A 19,552-nucleotide genomic window follows, 5' to 3' on the forward strand; every position below is an offset into this window, starting at 1 on the left:
CAGGCGGCTGACCAAGGCCCGGGGGATACCGCACGTGGAAGACCTGATCAACCAGCTCAACGACATCCTGTGGAGCAAGGCGCTGATCGCCCTGTGCCTGGGCGCGGGCCTCTACTTCTCCATCCGCACGCGCTTCATGCAGGTGCGCGGGTTGCCGGAAATGATCCGGCTGATGCTCAACAACAAGAGCTCCGAGGCGGGCGTGTCCTCGTTCCAGGCGCTGGCGATGTCGCTGTCGGGCCGGGTCGGTATCGGCAACATCGCCGGCGTGGCCACGGCCATCGCCTTCGGCGGACCGGGCGCGGTGTTCTGGATGTGGGTGATGGCGTTCCTGGGCGCGTCCACCGCGTACGTGGAATCCACCCTGGCGCAGATCTACAAGGAGAAGGATCCCAAGGGAAAGTACCGCGGCGGTCCGGCGTACTTCATCGAGAAGGGCACCGGGCAGAAGTGGTACGCGTGGATGTTCGCCGCGGTGACCATCGTCGCCACCGGCTTCCTGCTGCCCGGCGTGCAGGCCAACGGGATCGCCTCCAGCATGACCACGGCGTGGGACGTGACCCCGGAAGTGACCGCCGCCTTCCTGGTGGTCGGCCTGGGCTTCATCATTTTTGGCGGCGTGAAGCGCATCGCGCGCTTTGCCGAGATCGTCGTGCCGTTCATGGCGCTGGCCTACATGCTGGTCGCGCTGGTGATCATGCTGCTGAACTTCGAGCAGGTACCGGCGATGTTCTCGTTGATCATCAAGGGCGCGTTCGGCATGGAGGCCGGCTTCGGCGCCATGCTCGGGCTGGCGATCGAGTGGGGCGTGAAGCGCGGCATCTACTCCAACGAGGCCGGGCAGGGCACCAGCCCACATGCCGCCGCTGCGGCCGAGGTCGAGCATCCGGCGCAGCAGGGCTACGTGCAGGCGTTCTCGGTGTACGTCGACACGCTGCTGGTGTGCTCGGCGACGGCGTTCATGATCCTGTCGACCGGCATGTACAACGTGGTCGGCAAGGGCGGCACGATGCTCAAAGAGGCGCTGCCCGGCATCGAGCCCGGACCGGCGTTCGCGCAGAACGCAGTGGAGTCGATCCTGCCCGGCTACGGTTCGGCCTTCGTGGCGCTGGCACTGCTGTTTTTCGCCTTCACCACGATCATCGCCTACTACTACATGGCCGAGACCAACATCGCCTACATAAACCGGAAGATCCATCGCCCGTGGCTGATCTTCACCCTGCGCATCGCGATCCTGGTGGCGGTCACCTTCGGCTGCGTGCGCACCGCCGGCATGAGCTGGACCCTGGGCGACATCGGCGTGGGCCTGATGGCCTGGCTGAACATCCTGGCGATCCTGTGGCTGCAGAAGCCGGCGCTCGCGTCACTGCGTGACTACGAGGCGCAGCACAAGGCCGGCGTCAGCGCGTACACCTTCGATCCGGTGGCGCTGGGGATCCGCCACGCCGAGTTCTGGGAGCGCCGCGCCAACGGCCTGGAAGACCTCAACGCGGAGGACCCGCAGCTCGCCGGCGCGGTCAAGACCGGGATCATCCGATGACGGTTGATCCGTGGGGCGGACGGGGGCGTGGCGGCGGATCGGGCAAGCCGCGCGGCGATGCGCCCGCGCCTGGCCATCGCGGGCCGAAAGCGTCGAATCGGTACGGACGGTCGGCGCGTGAGGAGGCTCCAACGGCCACCGCGCCGGAAGGCCCCGGCGCCGATGCGCCTGCCGGTGGCTGGCATGCTGCCAATCGCCCGGTGCGGGAGTTGCGCCTGCATGGCTTGAACGCGGTCCGCGCGGTCTTCGAGCGCCGTCCTGAGGCGATCCGCAAGGTCTACCTGACCCAGGCGAGGATTCCGACGCTGCAGCCGCTGTTGAAGTGGTGTGCGGCGAACCGCATCGGCTATCGCGTGGTGGAAGACGAGGACCTCAAGAAGCTCGCCGCCAGCTCGCACCACGAAGGCGTCGTCGCCGATGTGCTGCGTGCCGAGCCGGTGGCGCTCGCCGACTGGCTGGACGCGCTGCCCGGCGGTCCGGGGTGCGCGGTGTGGCTGGACGGCGTCGGCAATCCGCACAACTTCGGCGCTATCCTGCGCTCGGCGGCGCATTTCGGCATCGGTGCGGTGCTGCTGCCGGAGCATTCACCGCTGGCGTTGTCCGGGGCTGCTGCCCGCGTCGCCGAGGGCGGCGCCGAGGCGGTGACGCTGGTGAGACTGCCGGATCCTGCGACTGCCGCGTCAACGCTGCGCTCGGCGGGCTTTGGCTTGGCTGCCACTCTGGTCTCAGGCGGCAGCGACCTGTTTGCGACATCCCTGCCGGAGCGACTGGTGTACGTGCTCGGCGCCGAAGGCGAGGGCATGGACCGCCGCTTGGCCGATGCGTGCGACCTGCGGCTGTCGATCCCCGGCAGCGGCGCGGTGGAGAGCCTCAACGTTGCCGCGGCTACCGCAGTGCTGCTGGCGGCTTGGCGGCAGCAGCACTAGTTCAGAACAGCTCGACGCTGCCGGCGTCCATTGACTGCTGCATCACCGGCTTGTGCGGCGGGCGCTCCCATTCCCCGCGCATCTGGCTGACCCGCTGCATCAGCTGCTTTAGCGCCGCCTGCACGTCGCTGTCGCTGTGGCGACGGTGCAACAGTTCCTGCAACTGGGTGGCTTCCTGGTTGATGTTGTTGAGGCGGTCCAGATGGAGGGTGGCCGCCCCCAGCGCCTGGGTGACGATGTCTTCGAACTGCAGCGAACGCACCGCCTCGGCGACCGAGCTGTCGATGGCCTGGCCGCATTCGGCGATCTCGCGCATGCCATTGCCCAGGCCGCGGTTCATGCCGTCCACGCGCTCCAGCATGCCGGCGGCTTCGGCGCGTGCGCCGCGCGAGCGGTCCAGGTCGCGCGATGCCATCTGGCTGACCGTGTCGCGGACCTTGGCGATCGCGTCCTTGGAGCTGTGGGCCAGCTTGCGGATCTGCTCGTTGAAGGTGGTGGAGCGCTCCGACAGGTTGCGGACCTCGTCGGCGACCACGGCGAACCCGCGCCCGGCCTCGCCCGCCCGGGCCGCCTCGATCGCGGCATTCAGCGCGAGCAGGTTGGTCTGGTCGGCAATCGACTTGACGTCTTCCAGCAGGGCGAAGATGCCGTCCAGGTGCTCGGCCATGGCGTCGATATGGGTGACGGTATTGCCGCTCTGGCCGCTGACCTCTTCCAGGGCTTCCACCAGCTGCTCCATCTTCTGGCTGGCCTGCAGGGCGAACTGGTGCACGTCCATGCCGCCGTCATCGCCGGTGCGGTCGATGATGCGGGTGACGATCTCGCTCTGCTGGCGGGACTTGCGATTGACCGCCTCGAAGCTGCCACCGAGCTTGCCGACCGAATCACGGATCAGCTCGCGGGTGCGGTCGATCTCGGTCCGTGAGCCGTTGACCTCGGCGCTGATGAAGTTGCGCAGGTCCTGCAACAGGCGTGTCTGCTCGTGCAGCACCCGTGCCGGGGTTCCCTGGTTCTGCACCCAGGCGAACACGAGCCAGGCGGCGGCGGTGGCCACGGTGATGCCCAGCTTGGCGGCAAGCGGCCAGTCGAACAGCTGCGCACACAGCAGAAGCACGGTCAGTACCAGCGGCGGGGCCAGTCGAATGACTACACGGGAATCCATTGCTGCTCTCTTCTTGGGGGCGGTCAATGACAGATAACGGCGGCGAGGTGAAGAGCTTTAGCGCCGGCAGTGCCAGCGCCCCGGGAAACGGCGCTCAACGCAGGTTTCCGCGACCCAGTAGACGGGTGGCCACTTCGTTCAATGGCGCCACCTGCACGGCGGCGCCAAGGGCGACGGCCGCTCCGGGCATGCCCCACACGATGCTGGTGTGCTGATCCTGCGCGAGGGTGTAGGCGCCCGCGTTTCTGAGCGCGAGCAAGCCCCGTGCACCGTCGCTGCCCATGCCCGTCAGCAACGCCGCAGCTGCGCCGGAACCGACATGGTTGGCGACCGACTCGAACAGCACGTCGACGCTGGGGCGATGACCGTTGACCTGGGCGTCGTCACTGACGCTGCAGTGCCAGGACGCGCCGCGCCGGGTAACCCGCAGGTGCACGCCGCCGGGCGCGACGTAGGCGTGTCCCGGCCGCAAGGGCTGGCTCGTCTCGGCGTGAACAACGGTCACCGCGCTGTGCTGATGGAGGCGTGCGGCAAAGGCCGCGCTGAATGCGGCAGGGATGTGCTGGGCGATCACGATCGGGGGAGCGTCGGCGGGCAGGACGGACAGGACATCCAGGATCGCGTTGGTTCCGCCCGTGGATGCGCCGATCGCGATCAGCTGCAGGTTGGGGTGGCGATGCGCTGCTGCAGGCAGCGGGGCCGGTCGAGCGCTCACGAGGTTGCCGATGCGGGTTCTGGCGGCGTGACGTACTTTCTCGCGCAACGCGTCCCCGTAGGCTGCCAGCCCGCCGCCCAGATCGGTTTGCGGCTTGCCGATGCAGTCCACGGCGCCGGCGGCGAGTGCATCCAGGGTGACCTCGGCGCCCTTCGCGGTCAGCGTCGAGACCATCACCACCGGCATCGGGCGAAGCCGCATGAGGTTCTGCAGGAAGCTCAGCCCGTCCATGCGTGGCATCTCCACGTCCAGGGTGAGGACGTCGGGGGAGAGCCGCTTGATCTTGGTGCGGGCGATGAAGGGGTCCGCGGCGGTGCCGACCACCTCGATCAGCGGATCGGCCGAAAGCAGGTCCGACATCAGCCGGCGCATGAAGGCCGAATCGTCGATCACCAACACCCGCACGCGCTGCCCGTCGGAGGGAGGCAATGGCGGAGCGGACGCGAGAACCATCAGAACAACTCCACGCTGCCAGCCACGGGCGCGCGGTTGAGGTCGCCGTAGTAGGCGCGCTCGGCGCGGACGATGTCGTCGTCGCGGGTCGAGGGCAAGCGCCGGACCAGGGTGCGGCCGGTCTGCACGAAGAAGCACACCTTTCGCGGCTGCGTGTCGCCCAGGTCCTGCGCGACGACCGGTATGCGTTCGGCCACCAGGTATTGCAGGACGAATCGCGCGTTGCGGGTACCGATGGGATCGTTCTGGAAGCCACTGAGCACGTTGCCGCCGCCGAATACCTTGGCCAGGAGCCTGCCGCGGCTGGCGCCGCGCTTGAGCAGGTCGTTGATGACCAGCTCCATCGCGTGCGCCCCGTAGCGGGCGCTCATGTCGCCGTCGGCAATGTCGTTGCGGGTGTTGCCCGATGCGCCCGGCAGCATGAAGTGGTTCATGCCCCCCACGCCCACCACCGGGTCGTAGATGCACGCTGCCACGCAGGATCCCAGCAGCGTCACCAGGGCCAGCGGTTCGCTGCTGACCCGGAACTCGGCAGGCATCAGGCGTACCGCGTGGGTCTGCAGGGCCTTGTCGTAATAGCTGCCCGGCTCGGTGATCGCGCCGCGCAAGGGCGAGCTTTCCCGTTCGAACGGTTTCATGGTGTCGCCGTCGGATGCGTCGCGCGATAGGTGGTGCGCCCGCACGAAGTCACCAGGTCCTGCGCATGGGTGAAGCTCTCGGAATGGCCGGCGAACATCAGGGCGCCCGGCCCCAGCAGCGGCGCGATGCGGGAAAGGACGTGGTACTGGGTGGGCTTGTCGAAGTAGATCATCACGTTGCGGCAGAACACCGCGCAGAAACCTCCGCGCAAGCCATAGTCGTCATCGAGCAGGTTGAGCGGGCGGAAGCTGACCAGCGCCTGCAGCTCCGGCCGGACGCGGCACAAGCCGGCGTTGGGGCCGCTGCCGGACTGGAAATAGGCCTGGCGGCGCTGCGGCGACACCCCGTCAATGCGATCGATCGAATACCTGCCCAGCGCGGCGGTCTCGAGCACGCGGGTGTCGATGTCGGTTGCCAGGATCCGCACCGGCGGGGCGAGGGTTCCGAACGCCTCGCAGGCGGCGATGGCGATCGAATACGGCTCCTCGCCGGTGGATGCGGCGCAGCACCAGATGGTCAGTGGCGCCCGCAGATCCCTGCGCGCCGCGTGCGCGGCGAGCAGATGCTCCGAAAGCATGTCGAAGTGGTGGGACTCGCGGAAGAAGGACGTCAGGTTGGTCGTCAGCGCGTTGGTGAACTGCTCCCACTCCGCGCCGTCGTCGGCTTCCAGGGCGTCCAGGTACTCGTCGAAGCGTTGCATCCCGCACGCACGGACGCGCCGCGCCAGACGGCTGTACACCATGTCGCGCTTGTGCGGACTGAGGGCGATGCCCGCGCGTGCGTGGATCAGGCGGGCGACGCGGCGGAAGTCGCGCTCGTCGAACACGAACTCGCGGTTTGCCGGCGGGGTCCGGCGGTCGATGGCTGTCGCGTCAGCCATGTCGTGCCATCCGTATGGATTCCTGGCCGAGGCGGAATGCCGCGGCGGTCCTGACCAGTTCTCCGGACTGATGCTCCAGACTGCGGGCGGATGCGGTAGCTGCATCCACCAGCGACGCGTTCTGCTGCGTGCCGGCATCGACCTGGGTGAACATCTGGTTGATCAGGTCGATGCCGCTGGACTGCTCCTGGGACGCAAGGCTGATGTCCGCGACCAGCCCGGCCACCTGCTCCACGCTGCTGACGATGTCCTGCATGGTCCGCCCGGCCTGTTCGACCAGCTGGCTTCCGCTGTCCACCTTCGCCACGGAGTCGTCGATCAGCGACTTGATCTCGCGCGCGGCCGTGGCGGAGCGCTGCGCAAGCGAGCGCACTTCGGAGGCCACCACCGCAAACCCGCGGCCCTGCTCACCTGCACGCGCGGATTCGACCGCGGCGTTCAGCGCCAGGATGTTGGTCTGGAACGCGATGCCGTCGATGACGCCGATGATGTCGACGATCCGCCTCGATGACGCGCTGATGCCACTCATGGTGGCAACCACCTGGCCAACGACCTGGCCGCCCTGGCCGGCGACCTGGGCGGCGTTGATGGTCAGCTGGTTGGCCTGGCGGGCGTTCTCGGCGTTCTGGTGCACGGTGGAGGTGAGCTCCTCCATCGAGGATGCCGTCTCCTGTAATGAGGCGGCCTGGTGTTCCGTGCGCTCGGCCAGCTCCTGGTTGCCGGCCGTGATTTCCGAGGCAGCCGCATCGATGGCGTCGGCGCCGCTCTGGATCGCGCCGACGGTCGCGGCGATCTGGTCCACGGTCCGGTTGGTGCTGTGCTTGATCTCCCCGAAAATGCCGCGCATGTCCGTGTCGATGCGACGGCTCAGGTCACCCTCGGCCACGGCGTGCAGCACCGATTGCATCTCATCGAGACTGGCACTGGTCGAGCTCAGCAACTGGCCGATGCTTTCCGCCAGCAGCAGGAGAAAGCCCTGCTTGTCCTGGGTAGTGATGCGCCCGCTGAAGTCACCGGCCGCTGCCGCCTGCAGCACCTGCGCGACCTCGCTTTGCATCTCCAGCTCCACCGTGCGGTCCTGCCATTCGCTGACCAGACCGATCTGTGCGCCGCCGGCATCACGCACGGGAGTAACGGTCACATCGATGGTGCGCGTGCCCAGTTGCATCCGCCGCACGAAGCCGTTCCCCAGCCGCGACAGATCATGCTCGGGTTTCGCCGGGTCCTGAAGCAGGGCGCCGATGTCGCTCCCCAGCAACCGCGAAAGTTCGAACCCCGGCAGCCTGTGGCGGATGTCCTGTGCCGAGGCGCCAATCAAGTCGGTCATGCCGCTGTTGGCGTAGACGACGATCAGGTCCTGGTTGGCGACCAGGATATTGGTATGGGCGAAATCCAGCGCATTGCGGATCCGCGCACCGGCCCGCTGCTCGCGCTGCTGCTGCTGCACCTCGAAGCCCAGCCGGATCTGCATGGACTTGATCCCCTGCAGCACCTGGCCGATTTCATCGTTGCGGGCGATGGCGATGAGCCGGGTGTAATTGCCCTCGGCGATGCTCCGGAGTTGCGCGTTCGCTTCTTCCAGCCGGTCGACCACGTCGCGCGACAGCCACCACCCGCTGTAGATGCCGAAGCCGCCCGCCAGTGCCGCGACGGAGAGGATCAGCCGCGGCGGGGTTCCGGCTGCGGCCATCGTCGCCAGTCCCATGCCCAAGCCGAGTATCCCGACAGCCGCCAGCATCAGGCGTTGGCGCAGGGACAGGCGCCAGAGCGGATTGAGCGCGCGCATCCAGTCGCGCTTGCCGACGACGCCGGCGTGGACGCGCAGTCCTTGCGCACGTCCCTGGCGCAGCGCCGCGTAGGCGGGCTCCACGGCGCTGATCGCGGCCCGGCTCGCCTTGCGCCGGACCGACATGTAGCCGCTCAGCCGGCCGTGCTCGTGGATCGGGGTGACGTTGGCCTGCACCCAGTAGTGCGCACCGCACTTGCTTCGGTTCTTGATCACGCCCACCCATGGGCGACCGGCCTTGAGGGTCTTCCACAGGTCCGCAAACGCCTCGCGCGGCATGTCCGGATGCCGGACGATGTTGTGGGGCTGGCCCACGAGCTCGGCTTCGCTGAATCCACTGACGCGGACCAGCTCGCGATTCACCTTGAGGATCGTGCCGTCGGGGTCGGTGTAGGAAACCAGCGTGGCGTCGTCGTCAAGCACGATCTCAACACCGGTAACGGGCAGGTTGTTTCGCATGGGCACTCCGCGGCGTGGGATCCGCGTTCGCCGCCGGCAGGGCGGTTGGGGAAAGTCGGCGCGTGGATGGCCGGGGTCCTCCTTCTTATCGGCTCCGCGGTGGAGGTCTTGAGCAACCTGGCCGGTGGTGGACGGCAAACCGCCGTCAGAACGCTTCGGCCGCGGCCTGGATCGCTTTGCTGCATACAGGCAGTCAGAAACGGCGCCGAAAGGGCGCCGTTGGCGGGGCTGAAGAAGCAGGAGGCTAAAACTCCTCCCAGTGCTGGTCGTTGCCCGCGGCGGCCTTCGGCGGCACCCGCATGCCACGCGCGGATCCCAGTTCGGGCTGTGCCGATGCCGATCTGCCCGAAGTCCTGATGGCGCCGGTCAACTCGTGGATGGGCCCGATGGACGCGGCGGGCAGGCGCTGATGGTACGGGTCGACGTCGAGGCGGAACGCCGCAACCGTCTGCACCAGTTGCCCCGACTGCTGCTCCAGCGAGCGGGCGGCGGCGGTGGCTTCTTCCACCAGGGCCGCGTTTTGCTGGGTGCCCTCGTCCATGTGGGTGATCACCTGGTTGACCTGCTCGATCCCCGTGCTCTGCTCCTGCGAGGCAGCCGAGATGTCGGCAATGATCGCGGTCACGCGCTGCACGCTGCGGACGATCTCATTCATGGTCTTGCCAGCCTGGTCGACCAGGACGCTGCCGTCCTCGACCTTGCTGACGGAGTCGTCGATGAGCGTCTTGATTTCCTTTGCCGCGGCGGCGGAGCGCTGCGCCAGCGAACGCACCTCCGATGCGACCACGGCAAAACCGCGGCCCTGCTCGCCGGCGCGTGCGGCTTCGACCGCGGCATTCAGCGCCAGGATGTTGGTCTGGAACGCGATGCCGTCGATCACGCTGATGATCTCGACGATCTTGCGCGAGGACTCGTTGATGCCGGTCATGGTGGTGACGACGCGGCCGACCACTTCGCCGCCGACGCCGGCCACTTCGGCCGCACCGAGTGCGAGCTGGTTCGCCTGGCGCGCATTCTCGGCGTTCTGGCGCACGGTGGAGGTCAGCTCCTCCATCGAGGACGCCGTCTCCTCCAGCGATGCGGCCTGCTGCTCCGTACGGCGTGAGAGGTCATCGTTGCCCGCGGCGATCTGGCTGGCGGCGGAGCTGATGGCATCGCTGCCCTGGCGGATCTGGCCGACGATTTCCGAGAGTTTCTCGACGGTGAGATTGGCATCGGACGCGAGCCGGCCAAAGTGCCCCGGCAGCGACTCATCGGCGCGCTGATGGAGGTCCCCTTCCGCCACGGCCAGGAGCAGCGCGCCGATTCCGTTCAGGCCCTGATCGGCCGTTGCCATCAATGAGTTGAGGCCTTCGATGGCATCGCGGTAGACGAACTCGAAGCGCTCCGCGTCGCCGCGCCGGCTGAAGTCGCCCGCGACGGCGGCATCGACCAACATCTTGATTTCGGCGGTGACCGCCTGCGTACTGGCCTTGACCGCGTCCACGGCTGCGGTGACCTGTGCTTTCTGGCCCGGCAGCCGCTCCATATCCTCCGACAGATCGCCGCGAGCGTAATCGCCGACGATGGCGACCGCGCGCATCTTCACCGCGATATGCGCGTTGACCAGCTCGTTGATGTCGCCAGCCATGCGCCCGTAGGCACCGGGAAACTGGTCAGCCGCCATGCGATGGTCGATCGCGCCCAAATCGTGCTGCCTGGCCATTTCGCTCTGGGCGTCCGCGAATCCTCGCAGCGTAACCACCATGCCGCGCATCGCCCGCGCAAGCTGGCCGATTTCGCTCTGGTCGGCGTGGGCAATGGTGTGCTCCAGGTCGCCTTGCGAGACGGCATTGGCCACACCCAGCACATCGTTCAAAGGCCTCACGATCGAGCGCGTGGTGAAGAACGCGAACACGCCCGCGATCAGCACTGCCACCAGCAGCAACACAGTGATTGCGGTGAGGTTGAGCTTGTAGGCGGCCTGCTGGGCGGCGACCGCCTTATCCAGATCCTGGATGTTGTAGTCGAGCAGGACGCCAACCGCATCCGCGGTGGCCTGGCGCAGATCCCCGGCGCGCTCGGCTGGCGAGAAATCACCGACGGCCAGCGCCTCGACCAACTGGCGGCTGTTGTCGAAATAGCGCTCTGCCTTGCCCAGCACGTCGTCAAAGAGCTGCTGCTCCTGCGCGCCGATGATGGTGGGCTCCAACCGATGCGCCAGCTCGGAGAAGTCCCTGGCACCGTCCTCCAGCTCGGCGCTGTACTCGGCGGCCTTGCTTGCGTCCTGATAGCTGGCAACCAGCCCGCGCTCGCTGACCCGGTATTCGGCCAGCATCGTCGCCAGCTTGCCCATGTCGCGGATGGCCGGTACCGACTGTCCGGTGATTTCCTGCACGGTCTTTTGGACGCTGCCCATTCGCTGGGCCGCAAATGCGCCCAGGACAATCAGCAGGACGGTCAAGGCGGCAAAACCGATGGTGAGGCGCCTGCCGATTTTGAGGTTTTGGAACATGGCAACTCCGAAGACTGAAGGTTGGGGCAGGGGCGCTTGCAGACGGGGGCCGGTAGTGAACAACGCTTGCAGCGGAAGGTGGCGAATCGTGCGATGCGATCGGCTCTTGTCACGGCGACTCCACAGCTCCACGGGAGTCAGCGGAAGCGTCGACAGCGAAGCGGGCTCGAACGCCCTCGATCGGTCAAGTCCTGTAACGGATGCGTGTCAACGAACTTGAGCGATCTGGCGCAATCGCGGTAGGGATTCATTCACGGACGTCGGGGTCGTCGAAAGCAAAACGGCGCCCATCAAGGCGCCGTTGGTGTTGTTGCATCTCGCCGCGCCGGGTCAGGCCCGGCGCGTGCGCATCGGTCTCAGAACTCTTCCCAGTGCTGGTCATTTCCAGCAACGGCCGCTGGCGTGGCCCTCATTGGACGCGGCCGGCTTTGCACAGCGGGCGCTGATCCCCTCACGGATAGCGATTGAGCGGTGTTGGCAGCCGCCGCTTTGGGTGCGCTGACGGGCTGCAGAACGCCGCGTGGTGCCCGGTGGCTGGTCGGGTCGGCCTGCGCTTCGAGCCGGAACGCGGCCACCGTCTGCACCAGCTGGTCGGACTGCTGCTCCAGGGACCGCGCCGCGGCGGTTGCTTCTTCCACCAGCGCGGCGTTCCGCTGCGTCCCCTCGTCCATGTGGTTGATGACCTGGTTGACCTGCTCGATCCCGGTGCTCTGCTCCTGCGAGGCTGCGGAGATGTCGGCGATGATCGCGGTGACCCGCTGCACGCTGTTGACGATTTCGTCCATGGTCTTGCCGGCCTGGCCGACGAGGGCGCTGCCGTTCTCGACCTTGCTGACGGAGTCGTCGATGAGGGTCTTGATCTCCTTCGCCGCCGCCGCCGAGCGCTGTGCCAGCGAGCGCACCTCGGAGGCGACCACCGCGAAACCGCGGCCCTGTTCGCCGGCGCGCGCGGCCTCGACCGCCGCGTTCAGCGCCAGGATGTTGGTCTGGAACGCGATGCCGTCGATCACGCTGATGATCTCGACGATCTTGCGCGACGATTCATTGATGCCGGTCATCGTGGTGACCACGCGGCCGACCACTTCGCCACCGACACCGGCCACCTCGGCCGCGCCGATCGCCAGCTGGTTGGCCTGGCGGGCGTTCTCGGCGTTCTGGCGCACGGTGGAGGTGAGCTCCTCCATGGACGAGGCGGTCTCCTCCAGCGATGCGGCCTGCTGCTCGGTGCGATGCGACAGGTCGTTGTTGCCGGCGGCAATTTCGCTGGCCGCCGCGCTGATCGTATCGCTGCCTTCCCGGATCTGGCCAACGATCCGGGCCAGGTGTTGCACGGTGTCGTTGGCGTCATTCGCCAGCCGGCCGAACTGTCCGGGCAGGTTGGTGTCTGCGTGCTGGGTCAGGTCGCCCTGGGCCATCGAGGCAAGCAACTCGCCGACCTCGCTCAGACCGCGGTCCGCGCTGCCCATCAGTTCGTTGAGGCCCACGATCATGTCGCGGTAGACGAACTGGAACCGCTCAGCGTCGCCGCGCTGGCTGAAGTCACCGGCAACCGCGGCATCCACCAGCATCTTGATCTCGGCGGTGACCGCCTGGGTATTGGCCTTCACCGCATCCACCGCGGCGGTCACCTCGGCCTTGGTGCCCGGGAAGCGCTCGATGTCGCCGGACAGGTCGCCGCGTGCATACGCCGCGACCATGTCGATGGTCTTGCGGGTGATGTCGATGTGCGAGGCGACCAGGGTGTTGATCTCCTCGGCCATCTGGCCGAACGCGCCGGGGAATGCGTCGGCGTCCAGTCGCTCCTCGATGTTGCCGGCCTGGTGGGCTTCGTATACCTCGCGCTGTGCGCCGGCGAACGTGCGCAGGCTGCCGACCGCGCGCTCCAGGCTGCGGCCGATGTCGCGAAGCTCGTCCTGGCTGTCCACGCTGACACGCTCGGGGAACTCGCCCGCAGCGATTGATTCCGTCGCCTGCTGGATCCGGACCAGGGAGTTGCGGGTGCTGCGGCTGAAGCCGAGGAACAGGTAGGCGGCCACCAGCAGCATCAGCAGGACCAGCGCGCCGGTGAGCACGGCCGAGCGCGTCATGCTGGCGATCTGCGCGGCAGCGGCGGCATCCAGGGCGTTGATCGACCCGAGCATTGCGGCGGCCATGGCCAAGTGGGTGGCGTGCTCGCGCGCGGCCATCGTGGCCACCGGCAGCTCCGGGGTGTCGGCGTCGAGGATGTGGGTCGCGATGGCGGTGTTCTGCTTGCCCATGGCCTCCAGCGCGCTCTGGACCGGCTTGCCGGCAATCTCGGCCAATACCGGCATGCGCTGCGTGGCGTTGTTGAATTCCAGCTCGATCCGGCTGCGCAGGAAGTCCTGCATCGTCCGCGAAACCGCCAGGCCGGTGCGGTCATCGACCCAGATCGCGCCTTCGCCAAGCACGCGGAGGCCCACTTCGCCCTGTTGCGACGTGTACTCGGCCAGTGTCGGCAGCCATTCGCTGGCGGCACGGCCCATGTAGAGCACCGTCGGCTCCTGGGAGTGCGCCAGGCCCGTGCGCTCTGCGACCAGGCCCATCAGGTCGCGTACCTGCTGGATCGTCGACTGGGTGACGTCGCCTCCGGCCTCGCCTGCGCTGACCCGGCGCCAGCCCTCCTGCGCCTGCTTGAACGCGTTGGCGACGTCGGCATCGTTGATCTCCTGCCCGGACCAACGTGCGGCGGCATCGAGCTGGCTGGCGGCGGTGCCTGCCGCCGCAGCGAGTTCCTGCGACGGCACCTCGTCCTTGGCTGAAATCCGCGTGCTCATCTGCCGATGGCTCTGCATCGCCAGCATCGAGCGTTGCAGATGCGCGAGGCCTTCCCCCGTTGCGCGCTGCTGTTTCACTGCACCGATCTCGACGGTCGTGCGAACCACCAGGATCCCGGCCAGCAGGCCGCAGGTGAGCATGAACGCGGCACCGATGACCAGCGCCTTCTGGTGGAAGCGCAGGCGCGCCATAAGCCGCATGGACGGGGCCAATGCACGTTCCAGCAGGGTAGGGGTATGACGAGTGGACATCGGAGGCCTCGGGTAGTGGATCTTGCGGGTCGACCCCCGGGACAACGGCTGCCTGAACAGAAACTTTAGGAAGGGGATGGAACCGGGCGTGCCGCTAAAGAAACACCGGTCGCGGCCGATGTGGGGAAGTGCAGGCAGGAGCATTCGTTCCCGCCTCCGGTGTCTGCAAGACGCCGAGCCAATTCCACGCGGCTTTTCCCACCTCCAGGAGTTCCCCATGTCCCGTTATCACACCCTTGCCATTGCTGCGCTCGCATTGGCCTTCGCGTTCCCGGCGCAGTCCCAGGCGCTCAGCCCGATCAAGCGCGTTGAGCCGACCTACCCGGCGGATGCGGCCCGCAGCCGGACGGAAGGTTTCGTCGAGGTGGAATTCACCGTGGGCGCCGGCGGCAACGTGGAAAGCGTCTCGGTCGTCAATGCGCGTCCTGCACGCACGTTCGAGACTGCCGCGGTGAGCGCGGTCAAGCAGTGGACCTTCGCGCCGGGCGGCGGCCGCGGCAAGGTGCGTCTGGACTTCAATCTCTGAGGTCTGGCGAGCGCCGGGCTTTGCCTGGACACCGACGCCCCCAATAAAAAACGCGCCACCCGGCGCGTTTTTTATTGGTTTTGGAATCGGCAGCAACGCTGTCCCGATCGCGCCCTATTGCAGAGCAGTGGCAGCGGCCACCAGGCCCATCTCCGTGCTCGTCATCAGGCGCTCGATGTCGAGCAGGATCAGCATCCGCTCGTCCAGCGTGCCGATGCCGGTCAGGAACTGGCGGTCAATCGTCGCGCCCAGCTCGGGCACCACGCGGATCTGCTCGCTGGCCAGCCGGATGACGTCGGAAACGCTGTCCACGACGATTCCAACGATGCGGTCGGAGACATTCAGGACGATCATCACCGTCACCGCGGTGTAGTCGGCATTGGCCAGATTGAACTTGAGGCGCATGTCGATTACCGGAACGATCGTCCCGCGCAGGTTGATCACCCCCTTGATGTAGTCGGGTGCATCAGGAAGCCGCGTCACCGCGTCGTAGCCGCGGATCTCCTGCACCTTGAGGATGTCGACGCCGTATTCTTCCTCGCCCAGCGCAAAGGTGAGGAACTCTTTGCTGTCGGTATCGACATCCGTGCCCTGTTGCGAGGGCATGGCGCGGGGGGCGAGGAGCGTGGGGCTGGTCATCGTGTTGTGTCCTTGCGGCGATCGGTGGTGGCGGTGGATTGGGGCGGGCTCAGGCGGCGGCGGACAACGGCGTGGCCGTGGCGATACCGCCGGCGTCGATGATCAGCGCGACGCGCCCGTCACCCAGGATGGTCGCGCCGGAGATGCCGGGGATGCGGCGGTAGTTGGTTTCCAGGTTCTTCACGACCACCTGCTGTTGGCCGAGCAGTTCGTCCACTTCCAGCGCCAGGCGGCGGCCGCCGCTTTCGACCACGACCGCAATCGGCGCGGTGGCGGTGACGGTGTCGGCGGGCAGACGGTACTGCTGGCGCAGGTTGATCAGCGGCAGGTAGTCGTCGCGTACATGCAGGACCCGGGTGTCGCCGGCAATGGTGCGGATTTCGTGCGCCTGCGGCTGCAGCGACTCGATGACCATGTTGAGCGGGAGGATGAAGACCTCGTCGCCGACCGCGACCGACATGCCGTCCAGGATCGCGAGTGTCAGCGGCAGGCGGATCGATACCGTGGTGCCAAGCTTGCGCTCGCTGCGGATCTCGACCTGTCCGCCCAGCGCCAGGATGTTGCTCTTGACCACGTCCATGCCGACGCCGCGGCCCGACAGGTCGGACAACGCGTCGGCGGTGGAAAATCCGGGATGGAACACCAGGTCCCAGATCTGCGCGTCGGTCGGATTTTCCGGCAGCGGCAGGTTGCGCTCGACCGCCTTTTGCATGATGCGATCGCGATCCATGCCGCGGCCGTCGTCGCTGACCTCGATCATGATGTGGCCGCCCTGGTGCGAGGCGTTCATGGTGATCGTGCCGGTCTCGTCCTTGCCCGCGGCGCGACGTTCGGCGGCCGACTCCAAACCATGGTCGATCGCATTGCGCATCAGGTGGACGAGCGGGTCGACGATCTTCTCGATCATGCCCTTGTCCAGCTCGGTCGCCTCGCCGAATGTGCGCAGGCGGACCTTCTTGTCCAGCCGCGAGGCCAGGTCGCGGACCATGCGCGGGAAGCGGCTGAAAGCGAACTCCACCGGCAGCATGCGCACGCTCATCACCGCCTCCTGCAGGTCGCGGGTGTTGCGGTCCAGCTGCCCCAGGCCGGTCAGCAGCGTCTCGTTGGCGACCGGGTCCAGATGCTCGGAGCGCTGTCGCAGCATCGCCTGGGTGATGACCAGCTCGCCGACCAGGTTGATCAGTGCGTCCACCTTGGCGACCGCGACACGGATCGAGCTGTCGGCGTCCGCGTTCGCGCCGCGCGTCGATGCAGGCAGGCCATTGGCGGAAGTCGACGGCCCATCGTCGGCGCTCGCTGAGCCCGCGGTGTCCTGCACGGCCGTTGGCGCCGCGGCTTGGACGGCCTGGATGGACAGCTCGCATTGATCCTCCACCCAGGCGAACGCCTCATCGATCGCGGCGCGCGGGACGCTGCCGGGAAGCATCAGGTCCCAGGCCAGGTGGGCCTCGAAGGGGTCGAGCACGTCGAAGGCGGGCAAGCGCTCATCGACGCAAGTGGTCGCCAGTTCGCCATGACTGGCCAGCTCGCGCAGGATGCGCAGCGGATCGTTGCCGGTCATGAACAACGAGGTGTCCGGACGAAAGCCGATGCGCCAGTGGCCGGGGTCATCGCCGACATCCGCTTCAGTGACGACGCTGGCCGCATCGGGGGCATTGACCGCGAGCAGGCGGTTCAGCCCGGCGTGGGCACGCTCCATCGCCGGCCGGTCGACTTCGCCGCCGTGCTCGGCGACGGCCAGCAGACCGCGCAACACGTCCACCGATTCGAGCAGCGCGTCGATCGCGCCGGGGTCAAGCCGGCGGTGGCCCGCGCGTGCCTCGTCAAGAAGCGTCTCCAGCAGGTGGGTCAGGTCGGTGACGTTGCCAAAGCCGAAGGTCGCCGCGCCGCCCTTGATCGAGTGCGCTGCGCGGAAGATCGTGTTGATCGTGTCACCCGCATCCGTCGCGCTGCCGGTGTCTGCGTCCAGGTCGCTTTCCAGGCGCAGCAAGCCTGCTTCCATGGCCTGCAGTCCTTCCCGGCTTTCCTCGAAAAACGCAGCGTGGAACTGGGTGATGTCCATGGTGTCAGGCGAGGACCTTGCGGATTGTTGCGAGCAGTTGCTCAGGGTCGAACGGCTTGACCAGCCAGCCGGTCGCGCCGGCGGATCGACCTTCCTGTTTCTTGTCGCCACCCGATTCGGTGGTCAACATCAGCAGCGGCGTGAACTTGTAGTCGGGCAGCTGGCGCAGCTGACGGATCAGCTCGATGCCATCCATCCGCGGCATGTTGACGTCGGTGACCACCGCGTCAAAGCGCGTGGTGCGGGCGATTTCCAGCGCCGCCTGCCCGTCCTCCGCCTCGCGCACGGTGTAGCCGCCCGACGACAGCGCGAAGGCGACCATCTGCCGCATGGAGGTGGAGTCGTCGACGATCAACAAATTGGCGCTCATACGGAATCTCCGTTGTTCTCTGGTCCGTCAAATCCGGCGGGTTGCGATGCCAGGCCCAGGCCTTCGGCCAATGCCAGCACATTCGCGGCGTCGATCAGGGCCGCAGAGGGCAGGGTGATGGTGGTGATGCGTCCCGCCAGGGCGCGGTCGCGGACGAACGCGTGCAGGAGCTGCAACCCGGCGGTATGGACGCGCGCGACCCGGTCGCCGGTCAGGACGACGGGTTCGGCATTTTCGAACTGCGTTGCCAGCGAGGAACGCAGGTCGGCGACGTGCTCGATGCCCAGGTCAGGCTGTAGCGATAGTTCATTCATCAGGATGGCTGCCGAAACGGTCAAGAGCTTTAACGGCACCGTATGGGGAAGCTTTAGGGCGGTGCGAGCGCGTGGTGCGAGCGCGTGGTGCCGTTCGGGCGGTGCCGTCAATTGAACAGGACGTCGGCGTCCAGCAGAACAGTCGGCAGCGCGCCCATCCGTGCGATGCCCACCATGCCGCCGGCGTCGGTTCCGGCCAGCGGCGGCTCGATGTGCTCGCGCGACAGGGTCACCACGTCGTCGACGGCGGACACCAGCACTCCGATCAGCTCGTCATTACGCTCCACGACGATGATGCGGGCATGTTCGTCGGGCTCGACCTTGCCGGTCCCGAGCCAGCGCGCGAGATCGAACACCGGTACCACCCGGCCGCGCAGGTTCATCAATCCCAGCATGGCGGCGGCCGTACCGCGCAGCGCGATGATCGGGCTGACGCGCACGACTTCCTGCACGCGCAACAGTTCGAACGCGTAACGGTCCTTGCCCAGCGCGGCACGGAGCCAGCGGTTGCCGGACGCGTTTGAGGCCGGGCGGGCTGCGGGATGTTCGTCCTGCTTTGTGCTGGCGGGCGCGGCAGCCGGCGCGGGTGGCGACGCCTGCTTTGTGGGAAGTGGTGCGGGGGCAGGCAGGTCGCGCAGGACCGGCTCGACCGTGTCCGCACGATGAAAGACGGTCGCTGTCGGCTTTTCCGCGGCGTCGGCCGGGGCCACCGCGTCGCACATCGGCGAGGCGAGCAGCTCATCGAGGTAGTCGTCGACCGTCTGGGCGTTCATGCCGCTTTCTGCTGTGCGGGAATGGCATTGAGCAGCCAGTTCAAAGCGCTGTGGTAGGCATCCGCGCCACGCCCGGTGGGCGCAGTGGCCGTGGTCAAGGCCATGGCATCACGCAAGCGCGTGTCCATTGGAACGGCCTTGGGCCAGACCACTCCCCTGAAGCGCTCGTGCAACTGGTCCAGCGTGTTCACGCCGGCCCGCGTGCGCCGGTCGTAGAGCGTGGGAAGGATATGGCGGGGTAGCGGGCGCCGACGCGAGCGCTCGACCATGTCGGCGGTGCGCAGCATGTCGGTCAGCCCGTGCATCGCCAGCGGATCGGTCTGGGTGGGCACGATCAACCGGTCCGCCGCTGCCAGGGCATTCACCATCAGCAGGCCCAGCGTTGGCGGGCAGTCCAGCAGCGCGTAGTCGTAATGGTCCTGCGCCGTATGCAGTGCACGGCTCAGCGATAGCCCGAGCCCGGGCTGGGTTGCGCCACGGCGCTCCAGTGTTGCCAGGGCCGGTTGCGCGGCGACCATCAGCAGGCCGTCGATCTCGGTTTGGCGCGACAGTGTCGTCAACTCCACGCTCGTATTGGAGAACACGTCGTGGGTCCCGGCCGGGGCAGGATCGGCGGGAATGCCGAAGGCGCGTGTCAGCGAGGCGTGCGGGTCCAGATCCATCAGCAGCACGCGGTGGCCCATGACGGCCAGGCCGCGCGCCAGGCACAGCGAGGTGGTGGTTTTGCCCACGCCACCTTTCTGGTTGGCAATCGCCCAGATCTGCAT

At 67.3% G+C, this 19,552-nt stretch carries 16 protein-coding genes; 3 read left to right on the forward strand and 13 right to left on the reverse strand.

The window, feature by feature from the left end; all coding sequences use genetic code 11:
- Positions 1 to 34: 34 nt before the first annotated feature.
- Both INQ41_RS03315 and INQ41_RS03320 read left to right on the forward strand, forming a co-directional pair.
- On the forward strand, positions 35 to 1,540 hold the full coding sequence (locus INQ41_RS03315; RefSeq protein WP_193986189.1) for an alanine/glycine:cation symporter family protein: 1,506 nt from the start codon (positions 35 to 37) through the stop codon (positions 1,538 to 1,540).
- Positions 1,537 to 2,466 (forward strand): TrmH family RNA methyltransferase, encoded by a 930-nt coding sequence (locus tag INQ41_RS03320; RefSeq protein WP_193986191.1) that lies wholly within the window; start codon positions 1,537 to 1,539, stop codon positions 2,464 to 2,466. The genes INQ41_RS03315 and INQ41_RS03320 overlap by 4 nt, the downstream gene beginning before the upstream one ends.
- Before the next feature lies 1 nt (position 2,467).
- Here the strand turns inward: INQ41_RS03320 and INQ41_RS03325 are convergent, their stop codons facing one another.
- From INQ41_RS03325 to INQ41_RS13210, 7 genes are all read right to left on the reverse strand, one after another.
- Positions 2,468 to 3,628 carry a methyl-accepting chemotaxis protein gene (locus tag INQ41_RS03325; protein ID WP_193986192.1) on the reverse strand — a complete coding sequence of 387 codons (1,161 nt, stop codon included), beginning with the start codon at positions 3,626 to 3,628 and terminating at the stop codon, positions 2,468 to 2,470.
- A 94-nt stretch (positions 3,629 to 3,722) separates the two neighbouring features.
- The gene (locus INQ41_RS03330; protein WP_193986194.1) at positions 3,723 to 4,796 is read right to left on the reverse strand and encodes a protein-glutamate methylesterase/protein-glutamine glutaminase; all 1,074 of its coding nucleotides are present in this window, start codon (positions 4,794 to 4,796) and stop codon (positions 3,723 to 3,725) included.
- Positions 4,796 to 5,434 (reverse strand): chemoreceptor glutamine deamidase CheD, encoded by a 639-nt coding sequence (gene cheD, locus INQ41_RS03335; RefSeq protein ID WP_193986196.1) that lies wholly within the window; start codon positions 5,432 to 5,434, stop codon positions 4,796 to 4,798. Before cheD ends, INQ41_RS03330 begins: the two co-directional genes overlap by 1 nt.
- Positions 5,431 to 6,315 carry a CheR family methyltransferase gene (locus INQ41_RS03340; protein ID WP_193986198.1) on the reverse strand — a complete coding sequence of 295 codons (885 nt, stop codon included), beginning with the start codon at positions 6,313 to 6,315 and terminating at the stop codon, positions 5,431 to 5,433. The genes cheD and INQ41_RS03340 overlap by 4 nt, the downstream gene beginning before the upstream one ends.
- The gene (locus INQ41_RS03345; protein WP_193986200.1) at positions 6,308 to 8,560 is read right to left on the reverse strand and encodes a methyl-accepting chemotaxis protein; all 2,253 of its coding nucleotides are present in this window, start codon (positions 8,558 to 8,560) and stop codon (positions 6,308 to 6,310) included. Before INQ41_RS03345 ends, INQ41_RS03340 begins: the two co-directional genes overlap by 8 nt.
- A 244-nt stretch (positions 8,561 to 8,804) precedes the next feature.
- Positions 8,805 to 11,054 carry a methyl-accepting chemotaxis protein gene (locus INQ41_RS03350; RefSeq protein WP_193986202.1) on the reverse strand — a complete coding sequence of 750 codons (2,250 nt, stop codon included), beginning with the start codon at positions 11,052 to 11,054 and terminating at the stop codon, positions 8,805 to 8,807.
- A gap of 356 nt (positions 11,055 to 11,410) precedes the next feature.
- The gene (locus INQ41_RS13210) at positions 11,411 to 14,101 is read right to left on the reverse strand and encodes a methyl-accepting chemotaxis protein (RefSeq protein ID WP_228076689.1); all 2,691 of its coding nucleotides are present in this window, start codon (positions 14,099 to 14,101) and stop codon (positions 11,411 to 11,413) included.
- Positions 14,102 to 14,318: 217 nt separating this feature from the next.
- Between INQ41_RS13210 and INQ41_RS03360 the strand changes: the two genes are divergently transcribed.
- Positions 14,319 to 14,627, forward strand: a complete 309-nt coding sequence (locus INQ41_RS03360; RefSeq protein ID WP_193986204.1) for an energy transducer TonB — start codon at positions 14,319 to 14,321, stop codon at positions 14,625 to 14,627.
- A gap of 114 nt (positions 14,628 to 14,741) precedes the next feature.
- On the opposite strand, the gene INQ41_RS03365 is transcribed toward INQ41_RS03360, so the two are convergent.
- From INQ41_RS03365 to INQ41_RS03390, 6 genes are all read right to left on the reverse strand, one after another.
- Positions 14,742 to 15,233, reverse strand: coding sequence for a chemotaxis protein CheW (locus INQ41_RS03365; RefSeq protein ID WP_193987188.1), 492 nt, complete (start codon positions 15,231 to 15,233; stop codon positions 14,742 to 14,744).
- Between the two features lie 82 nt (positions 15,234 to 15,315).
- On the reverse strand, positions 15,316 to 17,328 hold the full coding sequence (locus INQ41_RS03370) for a chemotaxis protein CheA (protein ID WP_193986226.1): 2,013 nt from the start codon (positions 17,326 to 17,328) through the stop codon (positions 15,316 to 15,318).
- Between the two features lie 4 nt (positions 17,329 to 17,332).
- The gene (locus INQ41_RS03375; protein WP_193986227.1) at positions 17,333 to 17,698 is read right to left on the reverse strand and encodes a response regulator; all 366 of its coding nucleotides are present in this window, start codon (positions 17,696 to 17,698) and stop codon (positions 17,333 to 17,335) included.
- Positions 17,695 to 18,012 (reverse strand): STAS domain-containing protein, encoded by a 318-nt coding sequence (locus tag INQ41_RS03380; RefSeq protein WP_193986228.1) that lies wholly within the window; start codon positions 18,010 to 18,012, stop codon positions 17,695 to 17,697. The genes INQ41_RS03375 and INQ41_RS03380 overlap by 4 nt, the downstream gene beginning before the upstream one ends.
- A 107-nt stretch (positions 18,013 to 18,119) precedes the next feature.
- Positions 18,120 to 18,785: a chemotaxis protein CheW gene (locus INQ41_RS03385; protein ID WP_193986229.1), complete on the reverse strand. Its 666-nt coding sequence runs from the start codon at positions 18,783 to 18,785 to the stop codon at positions 18,120 to 18,122.
- On the reverse strand, positions 18,782 to 19,552 hold the full coding sequence (locus INQ41_RS03390) for a ParA family protein (RefSeq protein WP_193986230.1): 771 nt from the start codon (positions 19,550 to 19,552) through the stop codon (positions 18,782 to 18,784). The genes INQ41_RS03385 and INQ41_RS03390 overlap by 4 nt, the downstream gene beginning before the upstream one ends.

This window comes from Lysobacter ciconiae (assembly GCF_015209725.1).
GTDB lineage: Bacteria > Pseudomonadota > Gammaproteobacteria > Xanthomonadales > Xanthomonadaceae > Novilysobacter > Novilysobacter ciconiae.

Bases quoted from the DNA above. Each gene is read 5' to 3' on its own strand.
- INQ41_RS03320 (WP_193986191.1), top strand. From the start codon at position 1,537: ATGACGGTTGATCCGTGGGGCGGACGGGGGCGTGGCGGCGGATCGGGC.
- INQ41_RS03325 (WP_193986192.1), bottom strand. From the start codon at position 3,628: ATGGATTCCCGTGTAGTCATTCGACTGGCCCCGCCGCTGGTACTGACC.
- INQ41_RS03330 (WP_193986194.1), bottom strand. From the start codon at position 4,796: ATGGTTCTCGCGTCCGCTCCGCCATTGCCTCCCTCCGACGGGCAGCGC.
- cheD (WP_193986196.1), bottom strand. From the start codon at position 5,434: ATGAAACCGTTCGAACGGGAAAGCTCGCCCTTGCGCGGCGCGATCACC.
- INQ41_RS03340 (WP_193986198.1), bottom strand. From the start codon at position 6,315: ATGGCTGACGCGACAGCCATCGACCGCCGGACCCCGCCGGCAAACCGC.
- INQ41_RS03345 (WP_193986200.1), bottom strand. From the start codon at position 8,560: ATGCGAAACAACCTGCCCGTTACCGGTGTTGAGATCGTGCTTGACGAC.
- INQ41_RS03350 (WP_193986202.1), bottom strand. From the start codon at position 11,054: ATGTTCCAAAACCTCAAAATCGGCAGGCGCCTCACCATCGGTTTTGCC.
- INQ41_RS13210 (WP_228076689.1), bottom strand. From the start codon at position 14,101: ATGTCCACTCGTCATACCCCTACCCTGCTGGAACGTGCATTGGCCCCG.
- INQ41_RS03360 (WP_193986204.1), top strand. From the start codon at position 14,319: ATGTCCCGTTATCACACCCTTGCCATTGCTGCGCTCGCATTGGCCTTC.
- INQ41_RS03365 (WP_193987188.1), bottom strand. From the start codon at position 15,233: ATGCCCTCGCAACAGGGCACGGATGTCGATACCGACAGCAAAGAGTTC.
- INQ41_RS03370 (WP_193986226.1), bottom strand. From the start codon at position 17,328: ATGGACATCACCCAGTTCCACGCTGCGTTTTTCGAGGAAAGCCGGGAA.
- INQ41_RS03375 (WP_193986227.1), bottom strand. From the start codon at position 17,698: ATGAGCGCCAATTTGTTGATCGTCGACGACTCCACCTCCATGCGGCAG.
- INQ41_RS03380 (WP_193986228.1), bottom strand. From the start codon at position 18,012: ATGAATGAACTATCGCTACAGCCTGACCTGGGCATCGAGCACGTCGCC.
- INQ41_RS03385 (WP_193986229.1), bottom strand. From the start codon at position 18,785: ATGAACGCCCAGACGGTCGACGACTACCTCGATGAGCTGCTCGCCTCG.
- INQ41_RS03390 (WP_193986230.1), bottom strand. From the start codon at position 19,552: ATGCAGATCTGGGCGATTGCCAACCAGAAAGGTGGCGTGGGCAAAACC.